The organism is Phytobacter sp., assembly GCF_059074235.1.
The window spans coordinates 1,940,675-1,957,776 of sequence record NZ_JCACPZ010000004.1 but is presented as its reverse complement, the minus strand read 5'-3'; the positions used below and the strand labels follow the sequence as shown (position 1 = coordinate 1,957,776).

The 17,102-nt window shown below is 52.8% G+C and carries 14 protein-coding genes; 5 read left to right on the top strand and 9 right to left on the bottom strand.

Annotated features, from left to right (window positions below):
• Positions 1-11: 11 nt before the first annotated feature.
• Positions 12-1,022, bottom strand: coding sequence for an ABC transporter permease subunit (locus AC5JPW_RS13315; protein ID WP_494240937.1), 1,011 nt, complete (start codon positions 1,020-1,022; stop codon positions 12-14).
• A complete protein-coding gene (locus AC5JPW_RS13310; protein WP_494240935.1) occupies positions 1,015-2,538 on the bottom strand; it encodes a sugar ABC transporter ATP-binding protein in 1,524 nt (507 codons plus the stop codon). Before AC5JPW_RS13310 ends, AC5JPW_RS13315 begins: the two co-directional genes overlap by 8 nt.
• A 222-nt stretch (positions 2,539-2,760) precedes the next feature.
• Between AC5JPW_RS13310 and AC5JPW_RS13305 the strand changes: the two genes are divergently transcribed.
• The gene (locus AC5JPW_RS13305; protein WP_494240933.1) at positions 2,761-5,325 is read left to right on the top strand and encodes an ATP-binding protein; all 2,565 of its coding nucleotides are present in this window, start codon (positions 2,761-2,763) and stop codon (positions 5,323-5,325) included.
• Here AC5JPW_RS13305 and alsK read toward each other — a convergent pair.
• The 6 genes from alsK to AC5JPW_RS13275 form a co-directional block, all read right to left on the bottom strand.
• Positions 5,279-6,223 (bottom strand): allose kinase, encoded by a 945-nt coding sequence (alsK, locus tag AC5JPW_RS13300; RefSeq protein ID WP_494240931.1) that lies wholly within the window; start codon positions 6,221-6,223, stop codon positions 5,279-5,281. The genes AC5JPW_RS13305 and alsK overlap by 47 nt on opposite strands.
• Positions 6,207-6,902, bottom strand: coding sequence for a D-allulose 6-phosphate 3-epimerase (gene alsE / locus AC5JPW_RS13295; RefSeq protein ID WP_494240929.1), 696 nt, complete (start codon positions 6,900-6,902; stop codon positions 6,207-6,209). The genes alsK and alsE overlap by 17 nt, the downstream gene beginning before the upstream one ends.
• 112 nt (positions 6,903-7,014) lie before the next feature.
• Positions 7,015-7,995: a D-allose ABC transporter permease gene (alsC, locus tag AC5JPW_RS13290; RefSeq protein WP_494240928.1), complete on the bottom strand. Its 981-nt coding sequence runs from the start codon at positions 7,993-7,995 to the stop codon at positions 7,015-7,017.
• Positions 7,974-9,506 carry a D-allose ABC transporter ATP-binding protein AlsA gene (gene alsA, locus AC5JPW_RS13285; RefSeq protein ID WP_494240926.1) on the bottom strand — a complete coding sequence of 511 codons (1,533 nt, stop codon included), beginning with the start codon at positions 9,504-9,506 and terminating at the stop codon, positions 7,974-7,976. Before alsA ends, alsC begins: the two co-directional genes overlap by 22 nt.
• An 85-nt stretch (positions 9,507-9,591) precedes the next feature.
• Positions 9,592-10,527, bottom strand: coding sequence for a D-allose transporter substrate-binding protein (gene alsB / locus AC5JPW_RS13280; protein ID WP_494240924.1), 936 nt, complete (start codon positions 10,525-10,527; stop codon positions 9,592-9,594).
• A gap of 126 nt (positions 10,528-10,653) precedes the next feature.
• Entirely contained in the window at positions 10,654-11,544 is an 891-nt protein-coding gene (locus AC5JPW_RS13275; RefSeq protein ID WP_458044802.1) for a MurR/RpiR family transcriptional regulator, read from the bottom strand.
• Between the two features lie 364 nt (positions 11,545-11,908).
• On the opposite strand from AC5JPW_RS13275, the gene rpiB reads away from it, so the two are divergent.
• The gene (gene rpiB / locus AC5JPW_RS13270) at positions 11,909-12,364 is read left to right on the top strand and encodes a bifunctional allose-6-phosphate isomerase/ribose-5-phosphate isomerase RpiB (protein WP_494240922.1); all 456 of its coding nucleotides are present in this window, start codon (positions 11,909-11,911) and stop codon (positions 12,362-12,364) included.
• An 84-nt stretch (positions 12,365-12,448) separates the two neighbouring features.
• Complete coding sequence (yjdP, locus tag AC5JPW_RS13265) at positions 12,449-12,772, top strand: DDRRRQL repeat protein YjdP (protein ID WP_494240920.1); 324 nt, start codon at positions 12,449-12,451, stop codon at positions 12,770-12,772.
• Between the two features lie 13 nt (positions 12,773-12,785).
• Here yjdP and AC5JPW_RS13260 read toward each other — a convergent pair whose 3' ends face one another.
• Positions 12,786-13,121 (bottom strand): zinc ribbon domain-containing protein YjdM, encoded by a 336-nt coding sequence (locus AC5JPW_RS13260; RefSeq protein WP_494240918.1) that lies wholly within the window; start codon positions 13,119-13,121, stop codon positions 12,786-12,788.
• 608 nt (positions 13,122-13,729) lie between these two features.
• Between AC5JPW_RS13260 and crfC the strand changes: the two genes are divergently transcribed.
• Positions 13,730-16,084: a clamp-binding protein CrfC gene (gene crfC / locus AC5JPW_RS13255; protein WP_494240916.1), complete on the top strand. Its 2,355-nt coding sequence runs from the start codon at positions 13,730-13,732 to the stop codon at positions 16,082-16,084.
• A complete protein-coding gene (locus AC5JPW_RS13250; RefSeq protein WP_494240914.1) occupies positions 16,081-16,959 on the top strand; it encodes a diguanylate cyclase regulator RdcB family protein in 879 nt (292 codons plus the stop codon). The genes crfC and AC5JPW_RS13250 overlap by 4 nt, the downstream gene beginning before the upstream one ends.
• Positions 16,960-17,102: the final 143 nt, after the last annotated feature.

Below are 17,102 nucleotides of genomic sequence, written 5' to 3'. Positions count from 1 at the left end.
AAATATTGTTGTTATGCACTTTGATGATGTCGGGTACGGTATTTGTCTATCAGCACTGCAATGATGATCACCGCCCCTTTGATCACCAGTTGCCAGAAGTAGGAAACGCCCATCAGTGTCATGCCATTGTTCAGTGTGGCGATGATTAATGCGCCGACCAGGGTACCGGTGATGGTGCCGATACCGCCGACGAAGCTGGTGCCACCGAGGATGACCGCCGCGATGGCGTCCAGCTCATAACCCGCCCCGAGGTTGCCGTTGGCACTGTAAAGACGTGAAGCGCTCATGACCCCGCCGAGGCCGGAGAGCAAGCCGCTCATGCCATAGACAAACAGCAGCACCATCCACACTTTGATACCGGTCAGACGGGCAGCCTGCATGTTGCCGCCGACCGCGTAAATATGAACGCCGAGCGTGGTGCGACGCAGAATGAACCAGCAAATAACAATCACCGCCAGCGCAATCACGACCAGCCACGGCACCGGCCCTAAGTAGTTATTGCCAATCCACTCAAATCCAATGCTCGAGTTAATGACCGTGGTGCCATCCGCCAGTAGGTAGGCCGCACCGCGCAGGGCCGTATAAGTGCCAAGGGTGACGATAAAGGGCGGTAATCCGGCAAAGGCCACCAGCGCACCGTTAAACAGACCTAGCGCCATACCCAGCATGAGCGCAGCGGGCACCGAGAGCATGGACAGCTCGGGCATCAGTGACACCACCATCGCCGCCACTGCCGTGGTGCCAAGAATCGACCCCACGGAAAGATCGATACCGCCAGTCAAAATAATGAAGGTCATCCCCGCTGCCAGCACGATGTTGATCGACGCCTGGCGGGTAATGTTGAGCAGGTTACTTTCTGTGAAGAAGTTGGGGGCGATAAAACCAAATACCGCCACAATCAGGATCAGAATCGGTAAGATGCCGACCGTTTGCATCAGATCGCCCATCAGCATTTTTTTCGCCGAGGCCGATTTTGCCACCTGCTGCGAAGGGGTAGCTGAAGTCTCTTTGGGTTCAGTCATGGTGTACCGCCTGGTGATGGGATTCGTTTACGCCGGTCGCCAGCGTCATAATATTTTCCTGAGTGATACGTGCGCCTTCCAGTTCGCCTGCAATGCTGCCTTCATGCATCACATACACGCGATCGCTCATTCCAACCACTTCCGGCAGTTCGCTGGAAATCATCAGGATAGCGACGCCCTTGTGTGCCATCTGGCTCATGATGCGATAGATCTCGCTCTTGGCCCCGACGTCCACGCCGCGCGTCGGTTCATCGAGGATCAGGATGCGCGGGCCAATGGCGACCCAGCGGGAGATCAGCAGCTTTTGTTGGTTGCCCCCTGAAAGCCCACCCGCTCTGACCTGGGAGTGGGGCACGCGAATGTTGAGTAGCTTGATAGCGTCATCGGAGATGGACTGCGCTTTTTTGCGGTCGAGCATGCCGTAGTTTGCATCGCGCTCGATGGTCGCCATGGTGATGTTTTCCTGCGCCGCCAGTTCCAGAAACAGCCCTTGCTCTTTACGGTTTTCTGTGAGGAATCCAATACCTAAATCAATGGCCGTACGCGGCGAATGAATCACCACCGGCTCGCCGTCGATTTCAATCACCCCGGCGGTGGCTTTACGTACGCCAAAAATTAACTGAGCCAGTTCCGAACGGCCTGCGCCCACCAGCCCGGCAAGGCCGACGATTTCACCTGCGCGTACCTGTAAACTGACCGGCTGAATTTTTCCGCCGTCAGTGAGGTGATGAACGTTGAGGCGCACGTCGCCTTTGGGGATATCCCGCTCTTTATTGAAGAGATCGCTTAACGGCCGGCCGACCATCATCCGTACCAGCTCAGAAGCATTAAGTTTGTCGCGGGTCAGGCTACCGACGTACTGCCCGTCGCGTAGCACGCTTACCCGGTCAGAGAGTTCATACACTTCTGCCATGCGGTGGCTGATGTAGATAATCGCCATCCCTTCGTCACGCAGGCGCATGATTAGCTCAAAAAGACGGTGTGTTTCACGTGAAGAGAGAGCAGCGGTGGGTTCATCCATTACCAGGATACGGCTGTTACGGTGCAGTGCACGGGCGATTTCTACCTGCTGCTGCTCGGCAATGGTCAGTTTCATCACCAAATCGCTGGCTTTGAATTGCGCCCCGAGTCGGTCAATAACGGTCTGTGCCTGAGCAAGCATTTCCCGGCGTTGTACCAGGCCGCCACGGGCAATTTCGCTCCCCAGGAAGATATTTTCCGCGACGGTGAGGTTGGGGGCGAGCTGCATCTCCTGGTAAATCAAGGTGATGCCTGCCGCCAGCGCGTCTTTTGGCCCTTTGATATGAAACGGTTGCCCGTCGATCAGGATCTCGCCGCTGGTGGCGGTGTACGCCCCAGCGAGGATCTTCATTAGCGTGCTTTTGCCCGCGCCGTTCTCACCCATTAACGCGTGGATTTCACCCGTGTAGACCGTCAGACTGACCCCTTTTAGCGCGTAAAACTTGCCAAACACTTTGGCAATGTCGCGCATTTCCAGAACCGGCGTTTCGCTCATCGCTTGCTCCTGCAAGGGTTATCAATGCTTGCAGTCCACCACAATGAAATAAATGCAAAATGTCAGGAGCCGTTCATATTTGTCATAGTGTTGAATAGTTAACGAAGATCACAATTTATTAACGTTACCAATGGCACCCTCATTCCAGCCCGCACCGAACAGTCCCCTCGCCCCTTTGGGGAGAGGACCAGGGTGAGGGGAACACTGACACCGGAGCCCGCTATGCCCTATCGGCAACACTCGTTCTTCGCCAGCGCCCGTGGGCGGCTACTGTTCTTCAACCTGCTGGTCATGGCTGTCACTCTGATGGTCTGCGGTGTGGCCGTACTGGGCTTTCGCCACGCCAGCCAAATCCAGGAACAGGTGCAGCAACAAACCCTCGACGACATGACCGGCAGCATGAACCTGGCACGGGACACGGCAAATGTCGCCACGGCGGCGGTGCGGTTGTCGCAAGTGGTGGGCGCGCTGGAGTATAAAGGGGAGGCGGAGCGGCTAAAGGCGACACAAACGGCGCTCCAGCATTCACTGGAACAGCTAGCCCAGGCGCCGCTTGCGCAACTGGAACCCCAACTTGTCGAACGCATTACTCAGCGCAGCAATGAGCTGGAACAGAGCGTAACCCTGATGCTGGAGCGTGGTCAGCGTAGACACATTGAGCGCAACACGCTGCTCAGTTCGCTTTATCAAAATCAAAGCTATCTGCGCCATGTGCAGAATATCAACCAACGTGAAGGTGGTGCGCTGCCTGACCCGCGCTTGCTCAGCGAAATGGACAGATTACTCGACGCTGCCATTCGCACCCCTTCACCCAAAGCTACGGTACAGCAACTGACGGACATCATGGCGCAATTGCCGGGGCAAACCACCAGCCCGGTAGTCAGCGGTATCATGCAGGATTTCAAAACCGAACTGGGCAAACTCGGCCCGCTCTCCGTGCAACTGGAAGAGAGTGATCTGGCGATCAACTGGTGGATGTTTCATATCAAGGCGCTGGTGGCGATCCTCAACACCGATATCAATCAGTACGTTGAGCAGGTCGCGCGTGCCTCAGAGCAGCGTACCAACCAGAGCCACTACGAGATGCGCTCGATTATCATCTTTATCAGCGCCTTTGCCCTGCTGGCGCTGATCATTACCGGCTGCGCGGGCTGGTATATCTATCGCAATCTTGGGTCTAACCTGACGGCGATTTCCCGGGCGATGACGCAACTGGCCCGGGGCGAAGCGGATGTCTCCGTACCCGCGCTACAACGGCGCGATGAGCTGGGTGAGCTGGCGCGTGCCTTTAACGTCTTCGCCCGCAATACCGCCTCGCTGGAGCACACCTCCCGACTGCTGAAAGAGAAAAGTACCCAACTGGAGACGACCTTTCATGCCATGCGCGACGGCTTTGCCCTGTTTGATAATCTCGGCTGCCTGGTGGTCTGGAACCCGCAGTATCCGCTGCTGCTGGGATTAGCGGCCGATGCGCTACAGCGTGGTCTGCATTACCAGAGTCTGCTGCGACAGGTGGGCGATTTGCCGGGCCACGTGCAGGAGAATTTATCGCGCATGATGCCCAAAGCCCAGGAGCTAAGACTGGCCGATAATCGCACCATCGAACTGCGTTTTAGCCCGGTGCCGGGTCGTGGCATGGTCAATGTGGTGCTGGACAGAACCGAGCGTAAAGGGCTGGAAGAAGCGCTGCTGCATAGTCAGAAAATGAAAGCTGTCGGGCAACTGACCGGCGGACTGGCCCATGACTTTAACAACCTGCTGGCGGTCATCATCGGCAGTCTTGAACTGGTGAATCCTCAGTCGCCGGATGCCGCCCGTATCTCCCGTGCGTTGAAAGCGGCAGAACGTGGGGCGATGCTGACCCAGCGCTTGCTGGCTTTCTCCCGCAAGCAGTCGCTGCACCCGCACCCGGTTGAGATGCAGCCGTTGCTGGAGAACCTGAGTGAACTGATGCGCCACTCGCTGCCGACGGCGTTGACCCTGGAAATCGAAGCCCAGCAGCCCGCCTGGCCAGCATGGATTGACGTCGGCCAGCTTGAAAACGCCATTATCAATCTGGTGATGAACGCCCGTGATGCGATGGAAGGCCAGAGCGGGGTGATTAAGATCCGCACCTGGAATCAACGGGTGACCCGTACCGACGGGCGTAAGCAGGACATGGTGGCGCTGGAGGTTATCGACCTGGGCTGTGGCATGTCGCAGGAGGTGAAAGCGCAGGTTTTTGAACCCTTCTTCACCACTAAACAGACGGGCAGCGGCAGCGGTCTTGGCCTGTCGATGGTGTATGGCTTTGTGCGTCAGTCAGGTGGCCGGGTGGAAATTGAAAGTGCGCCGGGGCAGGGAACGACCGTCCGGTTACAGCTTCCTCGCGCGTCAGTACAGGTTGCTGCTCCGATAGAACAGGATACCGCTCAGGAACAGGACCGTTCGGAGAAGCTGATTCTGGTGCTGGAGGATGAAGCCGATGTGCGCCAGACCCTGTGCGAACAGCTGCATGAACTGGGTTATCTGACCCTTGAAGCCGAGTGTGGAGAGCAGGCGTTACAACTGCTGGCTGCATCGCAGGAGATTGGCATGGTGATCAGCGATTTAATGCTGCCCGGCCGGCTTAGCGGTGCGGAGGTGATTAACTTTGCCCGCCTGCACTACCCGCATCTGCCGCTGTTGCTGATCAGCGGGCAAGATTTACGTCCGGCGCACAACCCTGCGCTGCCGGACGTGGAGCTACTGCGTAAACCTTTTACCCGTGTACAACTGGCCCAGGCGCTGCGACGGATTGCGGCGTAAAACGATTGCGGGCAAGGGCTGCGGCCCCTTGTGCACCGTTAAACGCCGAGGAGGAGGCGGCGAGGAATCGCACCGCTTCCCAGGGTAACGGGCGACGAATGTGCCTGCGAGTGGCGGCAATTAACGCATCGCGCGGGAAGGACGGCATATCCATCACGCCACCGCCGAGAATCACCGCATCCGGGTCAAACAGGTTGATGCTGGTGGCAATCGCCCTGGCGGCATGATCCAGCAAAGCCTGCACAAAAGGCTCTTCCTGGGCGTGGATAAACAGGTCACCGAGTTCATAGTCACGCGGCTGTTGTTCGTACCAGCGGCGCAGTGCCAATCCGGAGCAGACGGTCTCCAGACAGCCAGGGTTACCGCAGCCGCAATGTTGCTGCATATCGCCCTGCGGAATATGGCCCAGTTCACCCGCCACGCCGTGCGCACCGGTCCAGGGGGCACCGTTCAGCCAGATGGCGAAGCCCATTCCGGTACCCAGATATGCACCCAACACCTCTTTGTCGGCCAGAACGTTTTCCTGCACATCAAACGACAGTTGCAGGTTTACGTCGCGGGAAAACTCTACCGGGATGCCCAGCGCGCTTTCCAGTTGTTCCGCCAGTCCCACCAGGGATTCGGGCGTCAGTGGCAGGTTCGGCGTGGAGATAATCGTGCGCTTGTCTTTACCGACCAGCGCCGGGAACCCCATTACCAGGCCGTAGCAGCGGGCGTTGTGTTGCTCGAAAAGCTGCTGGAGCAGACCAGTAATGCCCGCTACGACGCCGCTTTCAATGGTTTCTGCCGTGCGACGTTTCTCGCAGTGCAGGATCTCACCCGCTGCGGTTTGCAGGCAAAGACGGATATGGGTTGCCCCCATATCCACGCCTGCGACCACATTATGCTGTTGGTGCATGAGGGTGTACCTCGTTCTTCGCGGCCAGAACTTGCTCTTCCAGAACGGCCCACGCGTCGCCAATATGTTCTGCATGGTTGAACAGGCCGGAGGTGCCAACGATAAATACATCCGCCCCGGCTTCCATCAGGCGCTTGTAAGTCGCTTTGTTACAGGAACCGTCGATCTCTATTTCAAAGCTTAGACCTTCACGCTCGCGCCAGGCTTTCAGTTCGGCAATTTTATCCAGCATTTCAGGAATAAACGGCTGACCAGCAAAGCCCGGGTCCACGGTCATTACCGTGACTTTGTCGGCTTTGTGGATGTAGTACTTCATCGCATCGACAGTGGTTTCCGGGTTCAGGATCAGACCCACTTTCATGCCCAGGCGGCGAATTTCGTCGATCAGGCGGAAGGCCTGGCCGTTAATGGTTTCCGGGTGCAGGGTGATGATGTCGGCTCCGGCGCTTGCCAGTTGACTGATGTAATCCTGCGGACGGGTTACCATCAGGTGGCAATCCAGCGGTTTGCTCGCCAGCTTCTTCACCTGGCTGACGAAGAACGGGGAGAGCGTCAGGTTCGGCACAAAATGGCCGTCCATGATGTCAATGTGGAAATAGTCTGCATGGGTGTCGATAAATTCGATCTGTTCTTTAAATTTCAGCAGATCCATACACATCAAAGAGGGGGAAATTTTCATGCTAGCTCCTGAATCTTTAGTGTTTTTGGGCAGCAGGAAGCCCGTCAGTTCGCGTTTTCCCTGGTGAGGCGCGAACCGACAGAGCAGAACTCCTGCGGCTTTTACGAAAAGGTTATTTACTGATCAGTCTGTCCAGGGCAACGGCGGCGATAATCAACCCGCCCATTACCACCAGTTGGTAATACGTTTGAACCTGCAAAATATTCAGACCGTTGTTGATGGTGCCGATAATCAGCCCGCCAATCACCACGGAGAAGATGCGTCCCTTGCCACCAAAGAAGCTGGTACCGCCGATAATGGCACTCGCAATGGCGTAGGTTTCAAAGCCCATGCCGGCCAGCGGTTCAGCCGCACCCAGACGTGCTGTGGAGACCACGCCTGCCAGCCCGGCGCATATACCGGAGATGATGAACACCACCAGCACGTGGAACTTCACGTCGATGCCGGAGTAGAACGCAGAATTCTTGTTGCCGCCGAGGGCGAAGATGTTACGGCCAAGGCGCATTCGGGTGGTCAGGAACCAGAGCACGATGGCGATGGCCAGCGAGAAGAGCACCGGTACCGGAATGCCCACTACGCTTGCGGCAAAGAAGTTCACGAAGTCGAAGGAGAAGCCGTAGACCGAGTTGGCGTCGGAGATAACCAGCGTTATTCCACGGAAAATGGCGTTGGTGCCGAGAGTGATAATGAACGGGTGCAGACCGGTCCAGTTCACCAGACAGCCGTTAATCGCCCCGAGCAAGCCACCGACGACCACACCGCCGATAACGGCTGCGAGGAAGGGATCAACGCCTGCCAGCATCAGTTTGGCGGTCACCATCCCCGAGAGCGCCAGAATAGCACCGACGGACAGGTCGATACCGGCAATCAGGATGGCAAAGAATTCGCCCATACCGATCAGCACCGTCACCGAACTTTGGACAAAGATCTGGGTGATGTTGTTGGTCGTCAGGAAGTACTGCGGCGACAGAGAGCCGAAGATGGCGACGATAATCGCCAGGATAAAGAACGTGCCGTACTTGTCCCAGAACAGCGCGAAGTTGAATGACTTTTTCTCGCTCATTTCGCTTTTTACTCTTGTGGAAGTGCCCATGCCATAATCTCCTCTTCGCTCATATCGTCGCGATTGGTCAGGATTTGCGTCAGTCGTCCTTCGCAGAACACGGCGATGCGGTCGCAGACGGCGATAATTTCAGGAAGTTCAGATGACACCATCAGGATGACTTTTCCCTCATCCGCGAGCTGGCGCATCACTTTGTAGATTTCGGCTTTTGCGCCCACGTCGATACCGCGTGTGGGTTCATCAAAAATGACCACGTCCGGTTCACAACATAACCACTTGGAAATCAATACTTTTTGCTGATTTCCGCCGGAAAGCTCGGTGATGTTCTGATCCACGGAGTGGCACTTCAGCCCCAGCAGCTCGCGCTGTGTTTGGGCTATCTTGTGTTCTTCCGCTTCGTTAAACAGCCCCATCGCCCCTTTGTAGCCACCCTTCTTCAGGCTTTTACTGACAGCCATGTTCTGGGCGATAGAGAAATTGCCGAAGAAGCCATTCTCACGGCGGCTTTCGGTGATGTAAGCCATCCCTTTTTTCAGCGCATCCAGCGGCGAGCGAGGAGAGATCACCTTGCCATTGAGTCGAATTTCCCCGCTGGCGCGTTTATCGACGCCAAACAGGCAGTTCATCAGTTCGGTTCGGCCAGAACCGACCAGCCCGGCGAAACCGAGGATCTCGCCCCGGTTAACGCTAAAGGAGATATCACGGACCTTTTTCTTGTCGCGGCTGGTGACGTTTTTCACTTCAAAGACCGTGTCGCGTTCGACGTTACCAGTGCTCTCTTTCATGGCGTTAAAGCGGTTTTGCAGCTCACGCCCGACCATCAATCTGACAATGTCGTCATTGGAGACGTCGCTGACCATGCCGCTGCATACGCTGCTGCCGTCTTTCATGACGGTATAACGGTCGCAAATACGGCGAATTTCGGCCAACTTATGTGAAATATAAACAATTGCCGTCCCTTCTTTTCGCAGTTGGTTCATTATCAAAAAAAGATAATCAACCTCTTTATTTGTCAGCGAAGAAGTTGGCTCGTCCATAATAATAACTTTGGCATCGAGCATTAATGTTTTGGCAATTTCGAGCATTTGTTTGTGGCTGATAGATAAGTTCGCCACTTTTTCGTCAAGGTCTACTTTCAGGCCAACGCGCAATAACATCATTGCGGCGCGGACGCGCATTTCTCGCCAGTCGATAATATTGACGCCACAAACTTTCTTAGTGATATGACGACCAATGTATAAATTTTCCAGCACGGTTAATTCATCAATGACGCTGAGTTCCTGATAAATAATGCCGATGCCCAGTTGTGCTGCCAGTTTATGGTCGAGTTTGTCGTAGTTAATATCATTAATGGTGATGGTGCCTTTGGTCGGGTCGTGAATGCCCGATAATACTTTCATCAGCGTTGATTTACCGGCACCATTCTCGCCCAATAACGCATGTATCTCATGGGTATAAACAGTTAAATCAACGGATTTTAATGCGTGAACCGGACCAAAGGATTTGCCGATACCCGCCATCGAAATATATGGCGTGACCATAGTAGATTACCTTTTGTTTTCACCCTCTCCCTGTGGGAGAGGGCCGGGGTGGGGGCATCAGGCCGCACTCACCTGCATAATGTCGTTACTTCGTGACCAGAATCGAATCAACCAGTTTGAATTCCGGGGTTTTATCCAGTGGGATAACTTTGCCGGTTTTGGCTGCATCAACCATCATTTTCAGGCCTGTTGCACCAATATTAGCCGGGTTCTGAGCAACGGTAGCGGTCATCTGACCGGCATCAACCATTTTACGTGCTTCCGGAATACCGTCGGTGCCAACAACCAGCACTTTACCGGTTTTACCTGCGTTTGCGACGGCCTGGGCCACACCCATTGCCATGGTGTCGTTGGCGCAATAGAAGGCTTTCAGATCCGGGTTTCGTTGCAGCACGTTGGTAGCAACGTCCAGCGCTTTGATACGGTCCCAGTCAGCAGGCTGGCTGGCAACCAGTTTAATCTGGCTGGCTTTTTTGAACGCTTCGGTGGCACCGTTACGGCGAGCTTCACCAGAGGCATTACCGGCTTTACCTTCGATAATGGCGACTTCGCCGCCCTGTGCACCCAGCTTTTCAACGATAAAGTCTGCACCTTTCGCACCAACAGCGACGTTATCGGTGGTAATAAAGCCTTCGACGTTACCGCCTGCTTTTTTCAGGTTATCCATATCGATTTTTTCATCGAGGTTAACCAGATAAATACCTTTTTTCCATGCACGGGCAACTGGCATTACCAGGTTAACGGATGAGAGGGGGGCAAATGCGATACCTTTGTAATTCTTATTACTCAGATCTTCGAATAATTGCAATTGGGACTGGAAATCACCTTCAGAGGGAGATGCGAAAATATCCACACTGACACCCAGTGTTTTTGCTTCGTCTTCGATGCCTTTTTTCATATCCACCCAGAATGGGTTAGACAGAGTCTTTAATACGACGGCATAGTCGGCGGCGGCAAAAGCGCTGGTGGACAACATTAAACCCATAGCTGCGCCGCTGAATATTTTCAGGTATTTATTCATAGCAATATTCTCATTGTAGGGAATTGTTGTGGTTAATCCCACATAGCACATGGGATTAACCTTTTTTGTTTACTTCGCGTTCTCAAACTTTAAGTAATGGTACTGCAATTTTTTACGATAATTTTTTTACTTCAATGCACCCGGTGAAAAGAAATCGACTATTGCACCGGTCTTTTCCATATTTTTGGTTGCTTGTTCGATATTTTGTTGGGCAACCGATACAAAGAATGCATCCAGTAAGGTTAATTGTAATATCCGTGCGGATGCGTTTCTCCCCAATAAAGGGGTCTCTGGTGCTGGCGAGCAAATAATAAAGTCGGCCATTTTGGCAATTGGCGAATGGTAGCTATGTGTGATGCAAATTATTTTTGCCCCATTTCTTTTCGCCAGTTCTACTGCTGCTTTTACATCGTTTGTCCGGCCCGAGTGGGAGACCACCAGGACGACGTCGCCTTCCTGCAGCAACGCGGCAGACATCATCATGATGTGCGCGTCCTGATGAGCCTGGCAGCGCACGCCAATACGTAAAAACTTATGCTGTACGTCCGCGCAGATAGCGTTTGAACCGCCTGCACCATATAAGTCTCGCTGCTTCGCCTGGTAGAAAAAGCGCGCCGCGCGATGAATCTCTTCCACATTCACAATCGACTGGCCTTCCATGATAGTGCGCAGTGTGATGTTAAAAACTTTGTTCACCACATCCAGTGGTGCTTCATCAAAGGCAAGCTCAGCGGGTAGAACCTGCTCGGACTGAGAAAAGTAGTCGACCAGGGCGCTGCGCAGGTTACGAAAACCGCTGAACCCCAGCAACTTCGAGACCTTGACGATCATCGCCTCTGATACGGCTAACGCTTCCGCGACATCTTTGATGGCTGGTGCGTCGCTGAGATGACCCGGCGTTAATAACCAGTCCACAATGCGGCTCTCGTTATCGGTCATCCCTTCCTGCTTCATTCGCAGCCAGGGAGCGAGGCCGATGCCATTGGGGAGTCCTTGATCAAACTCTGACTGACTCATTGCTTTCTCTTGTCCTTGTAGTGAAGACGTCACTATATCACCACAAGACGCATCATAAATATGTCGATAACTTCACACAATAGTAAAATTCATAAAGTTTATATTTTTGTGAAGTATTGGTGGTTTCTGTTGGGCGTGCGTTTTTATTAAATCTTTTGTAAACATATAATTACGTGTTTTATCTTGCGAGGGTGAATATTTTTAACAGCCTGTTTGCACACAAAATAGAGTTGATTTGTAAACTGGAGCTGTGTAGAAAGGGCGCTGGACCCGGAGATTTTGGGGTTTTATTACGCTTCAGACCGGTCTCAAATCACAAAATCTACCGGGTCCGTAAAGTTTGCTCACCCACAAGGCGGAAGAGATGAAGAAGATTGCATTCGGCTGTGACCACGTTGGTTTTATCCTTAAAGAAGATATTCTGGCGCACCTGGCGGCAAAAGGGATTGAAGTCATTGATAAAGGGACGTGGTCCGGTGAACGTACTGACTACCCACGTTATGCCAGTGCTGTCGCTGAAGCGGTGGTGGCGGGTGAGGTTGAGGGTGGGATCCTGATTTGCGGTACCGGTGTTGGGATCTCGATTACCGCTAATAAATTCACTGGCATCCGCGCGGTGGTATGTAGCGAACCCTATTCTGCGCAATTATCACGTCAACATAACAACACCAACGTTCTGGCGTTTGGCTCCCGTGTGGTTGGGCTGGAACTGGCTAAAATGATCGTTGATAGCTGGCTGGCTGCTGAGTTTGAAGGCGGGCGGCATCAAACACGTGTGGCGGCTATCGCGCAAATCGAAGCGGAGCAGCATAAGCCGTAAGGCAACCTGAGTTTGAGATTCCTCCGCTACTCGCGGCACGGTGCCCTCATTAAGGTAGAGCCAGTCTATTTTTGAGGCTGGCTTATGAAACACGTCGCAACCCTGCTGTTGATCAGCGCACTCTCCCTCTCCAGCACTTTCGCCCATGCCGATATTGTTGATGATGCTATCGGTAACATTCAGCATGCAATCAATGATGCCTATAGCCAGAATGGCAAAAGTAGTGACGATGATGACCGTCGTTATGAAGAGGATCGTCGCCGTAGCGACGATCAGAGCAGACGATATGAAGAGCGGCGTAGACAGCTTGAAGACCGACGTGCCCGGCTTGACGAAAGGCAGCGCCAGCTTGACCGGGAGCGTCGCCAGTTAGACGATGAAGAGCGCCAACTGGAAGAGCAGTTCTGACGCCGACAGGCTGTTAGTTCTTTTTAACAAATTCTGACTTCAGCTTCATCGGGCCAAAGCCATCGATTTTGCAGTCGATATTATGATCGCCTTCAACCAGGCGAATGTTTTTCACCTTCGTTCCGATCTTCAGCATCGACGAGCTGCCTTTTACTTTAAGATCTTTAATCACGGTGACACTGTCGCCGTCGACCAGCAAGTTGCCGTTGGCATCCTTAACGATCAGCGCATCGCTGTCCTGCGAGACCTCGTTGTCGTTCCACTCGTGGGCGCATTCCGGGCAGATGAACATGCCATTATCTTCATAAGCGTATTCGGAATTACATTTCGGGCAGTTAGGGAGTTGCATGCGGATATCCTCAGAAAGTACATACAGTGCTGGAAACAGGCCAGCAAAAAGGGGGCGTTTCGCCAAAAAGGAGTGCGATTATACAACAAGTCCGCACATTTCCTGTTGCTATTCTTTTTTTGATCAAAAAGATAAAAAAGTGAGGGAGGTGACATAACCTGTCATTCACTTGAGTGATGCTAACCCTCATCAGGGTAAGGGAATCACTTATGCATGATATTTGGAATATTTTCTCCTTGAAATTGCCACTCATTGCCAATTCAGATATGGTGGGATGAAGCATTCGATGTTAATTACTCACATGCATTCATCCTTGCTAAGCCTTCAATTGAAGGCGGTTAATTACCTCGCAAATTGGGGGGGTAAATAAATGACGATATATTCTGGTAGTTCCTGAAAATGAGCTACGCTCAGTATCGCCCCGGTCTTTATTGTCCAGGGGGGTGTACTCTGTCAGATTCACGAGAAAAATATAATTTCCTGATAATCATCAGGCGTTTATCTTTTATAAGATATTTTCCACACGTAATTATAAAAGCCGAAACTTCACAAATAAAACATTACGGCTTAATAAAAGTAAGAAATTTGCGTTAAGGAAAGACTTTTATATGCACACACAGACAATTTTCGAATTAAGCCAGGAAGCGGAGAGGCTGTTGCAGCTTTCATTGCATAACCTGCATGCACTGAAGACGCTGCCGCTCGCAACGCTTGATGAAGTGAATCCTGGCAAGAAAGCAGAAAACGCAAATGTACTGCCCCTACATTTCAGCGCGCGTGGCATTGAGACTCAACAGGCCACACTGCACAATGAGCTGCGTAAAATTACCCGTCTGGAAATGGTGTTAGCGATTGTAGGGACTATGAAAGCGGGGAAGTCGACCACCATTAATGCCATTGTCGGGACGGAAGTGCTGCCGAACCGTAATCGTCCGATGACCGCTTTACCGACCTTGATTCGTCATACGCCTGGTCAAAAAGAACCTGTTTTGCATTTTTCTCACGTCGGCCCCATTGATGCGTTAACGCAACAATTGCAGACTCGCCTGTTTAATTTCGATCGTGAAAAGTTGTCGCAAAGACTGGAAGTGGACAAAGACATGAGTGCACTGCTCGATCGTATTACGCAGGGCGATGCATTTGATAAACATTATTTGGGTGCACAACCCATTTTTCATTGTTTAAAAAGTCTTAATGATTTGGTGCGCTTATCGAAAGCGCTGGACGTCGATTTTCCTTTTTCAGCTTATGCTTCGGTGGAGAATATCCCTGTTATTGAAGTGGAGTTTGTTCACCTTGCGGGTCTGGAAAATGATGTCGGGCAACTGACATTACTGGACACTCCCGGGCCAAATGAAGCGGGGCAACCGCACCTGCAAAAAATGCTTAACGAACAGTTGGCTCGGGCTTCAGCCGTGCTGGCCGTAATGGACTATACCCAGCTTAAGTCGATCTCTGATGAGGAAGTTCGCCGCGCAGTGTCAGCCGTGGGCCGCTCGGTGCCGCTGTATGCGCTGGTGAATAAATTCGATCAGAAAGATCGCAACAGCGATGATGAGGAGCAGGTTCGGGCGCTGATCTCTGGCACCTTAATGAAAGGGTACATTAACCCAACGCAGATCTTCCCTGTCTCCTCTATGTGGGGCTACCTGGCGAACCGTGCCCGACATGAGATCAAACATCGCGGTAAATTGCCGGACCCGGAAGATCAGCGCTGGGTTCAGGATTTTGCCGAAGCCGCGTTGGGAAGGCGCTGGCGTACCGCTGACCTTGATGACGTCGAGCATATTCACCATGCGGCTGAACTGCTATGGGAGGATTCGTTGTTTGAACAGCCGATCCGTAAATTGCTGCATGCTGCACATGCGAATGCTTCGCTGTATGCGCTGCGTTCAGCATCCCACAAGTTGCTTAACTACGCCCAGAGTGCGCGTGAATATCTTGATTTCCGTTATCAGGGGCTAACCGTTGCCTTTGAAAACCTGGAACACAACATCGCCCGCCTTGAAGAGGATATGTCGCTACTGCAAACCTGCCAGGTCAGCGTCAGCGACGAAATCGATCATGAGGTTGATGAAGCACTGGCGGCGGCAAATCTCTTTATTCACAACCAGCAGACCGACATTATTGCGGCTATTGATGCCTGGTTCCGTGATGGCAATCTGATGGATATGCTTAACGAAAGTCAGGTGAATCTGCGTCTTGATGCCGAGTTTTCGCCAGGCCAACTGGTGCTGGATGACGAAGGGCAGGCGCAAAGTGTGCTGAGCAAAATGCGTTCTTCCTGCGAGTCTATTTTGCTGGCTGCACAGGAAAAGATCAGCCGTGAGCTGGCGATGCGCTTTGATCAACTGGAAAATACGCTGACTCGCTCGTTGAACGATGCTATGCGTCCTATTGAAATACGTATTAAAGAAGAGCTAAGTCATGCAGGCTTCCGGGCACGCATCAGCTTCCCGGCGTTTCAGTCGAGTGCGTTGAATTTCAACACACGCCAGCTTTTCAGTAATGCGATTGCGTCCGAAGATACCCCCGCAGGCCAGGTTCCCCGTTCCGGAAGTGTGCGTGAGACGGTATCGCGTTGGCTGAATAATCCGAGTTGGGGGTGGGACGATTACGTGGTGACGCGTACGCGTTATGTCATCGACGTGGCCTCTCTGCAGCAGAAACTCACGCAGCATGTTGCTCATTTTTGTGAACAAATTCGTAAAGCTTTAGCTGCCCAGGTCGATGTTTCTGTTACGGCAGGAATGGCAACTTTCTTCGCCGAGTTCTCGTTAAGTCTCGCGGGATTACAAGAAAGTTTGCGTGACAGTCTGGCGATACGTCAACAAAACGAATCTTCAGTGCAGGCGTTGCGACAGCACCTGCGACATTGCATCAAGACTGCCCACTGGATTCAGGAAGATGCACGTCTGTTACGCGATGATATTCAAACACTATTCGCGGCAGAACAACCATGAAAAATCGACTACTGGAAGGGCCTGGGCGGACACTGGAATGTATCCACCCCAAGTTCATCGTGGACCTGGTGCAGGGGGTTGACGCACCTCGCCAAAGCCAGATTGTGCCCCAACAGCAGTTGTTTCGTGAGCGGTTGACCCAGGAAGTGATGGCGCAAACCCAATTGCGCCCATGGGCGATGTCGGGTGTGTTGAATGATAACGATACCTTGCGCTTAGGGCTGGCGGAAAAACTGGCCAGTATGCTCGATCCCGGCCATCTGGCACTGACGCGCATCACTCAACGTTTAATGGCATTACAACTGGCGGAGCGTCGCCCGGTGAACGGTGCGGGCAATAATCAGCAGCAGTATGACGAGATGATTGAACATTTTAGTCAACGTGCTAGCTGGAAAGAGAAAGCGCTGACGCAGCGTGGGCTTACGGTTCAGGCCGGGCACCACAGCGAGCAAATCTTTACCCGCTGGCGTGCGGGTAATTATGGTGGCTGGTCAATGGCGGGCCGCTGTTATGTTGCGTTGGAAGAGTTACGCTGGGGCGCATTTGGTGATGCTTGTCGTTTGGCAAGCAGTGAAGTCGCTTCCATGCTGAAAGATAATCTGCGTACGATGGCCGCAGAATTTTTGGCGCAGGGTATTAATGCCTCTCCTTCTACGCGGCATTTTTATCACCAGTGGCTGACCACGCCTGCAACACCAGGACTGATGGATTACAAAGATCTGTTGGGGTGGTTGGGGGACTGGTGTGATGCAGAGCGCCATCCTGTTTGCTGGTCGGTGACGCAGAGCTGGCAAACCGTCGCATTAGGCATGCCGCGTTTGTGCTCGGCTACGCGTCTGGCCAGTGCGATGGTGGATGAGATGTTTGGTGAGTAAAAAGATGTGCCCTGCAATTAACCCATGTTGATGGCTAATTGCAGGACATAGCTGCGATTTGATGTCCGCCCTCCGGCAATATTCCCTCAAAGCAAAAAGAACCTTTCCACTGAGTGAAAAGGTTCTTCGTATTACATTACATG

Coding starts and splice junctions, on each gene's coding strand:
- AC5JPW_RS13315 (WP_494240937.1), bottom strand. CDS start 1,022: ATGACTGAACCCAAAGAGACTTCAGCTACCCCTTCGCAGCAGGTGGCA.
- AC5JPW_RS13310 (WP_494240935.1), bottom strand. CDS start 2,538: ATGAGCGAAACGCCGGTTCTGGAAATGCGCGACATTGCCAAAGTGTTT.
- AC5JPW_RS13305 (WP_494240933.1), top strand. CDS start 2,761: ATGCCCTATCGGCAACACTCGTTCTTCGCCAGCGCCCGTGGGCGGCTA.
- alsK (WP_494240931.1), bottom strand. CDS start 6,223: ATGCACCAACAGCATAATGTGGTCGCAGGCGTGGATATGGGGGCAACC.
- alsE (WP_494240929.1), bottom strand. CDS start 6,902: ATGAAAATTTCCCCCTCTTTGATGTGTATGGATCTGCTGAAATTTAAA.
- alsC (WP_494240928.1), bottom strand. CDS start 7,995: ATGGGCACTTCCACAAGAGTAAAAAGCGAAATGAGCGAGAAAAAGTCA.
- alsA (WP_494240926.1), bottom strand. CDS start 9,506: ATGGTCACGCCATATATTTCGATGGCGGGTATCGGCAAATCCTTTGGT.
- alsB (WP_494240924.1), bottom strand. CDS start 10,527: ATGAATAAATACCTGAAAATATTCAGCGGCGCAGCTATGGGTTTAATG.
- AC5JPW_RS13275 (WP_458044802.1), bottom strand. CDS start 11,544: ATGAGTCAGTCAGAGTTTGATCAAGGACTCCCCAATGGCATCGGCCTC.
- rpiB (WP_494240922.1), top strand. CDS start 11,909: ATGAAGAAGATTGCATTCGGCTGTGACCACGTTGGTTTTATCCTTAAA.
- yjdP (WP_494240920.1), top strand. CDS start 12,449: ATGAAACACGTCGCAACCCTGCTGTTGATCAGCGCACTCTCCCTCTCC.
- AC5JPW_RS13260 (WP_494240918.1), bottom strand. CDS start 13,121: ATGCAACTCCCTAACTGCCCGAAATGTAATTCCGAATACGCTTATGAA.
- crfC (WP_494240916.1), top strand. CDS start 13,730: ATGCACACACAGACAATTTTCGAATTAAGCCAGGAAGCGGAGAGGCTG.
- AC5JPW_RS13250 (WP_494240914.1), top strand. CDS start 16,081: ATGAAAAATCGACTACTGGAAGGGCCTGGGCGGACACTGGAATGTATC.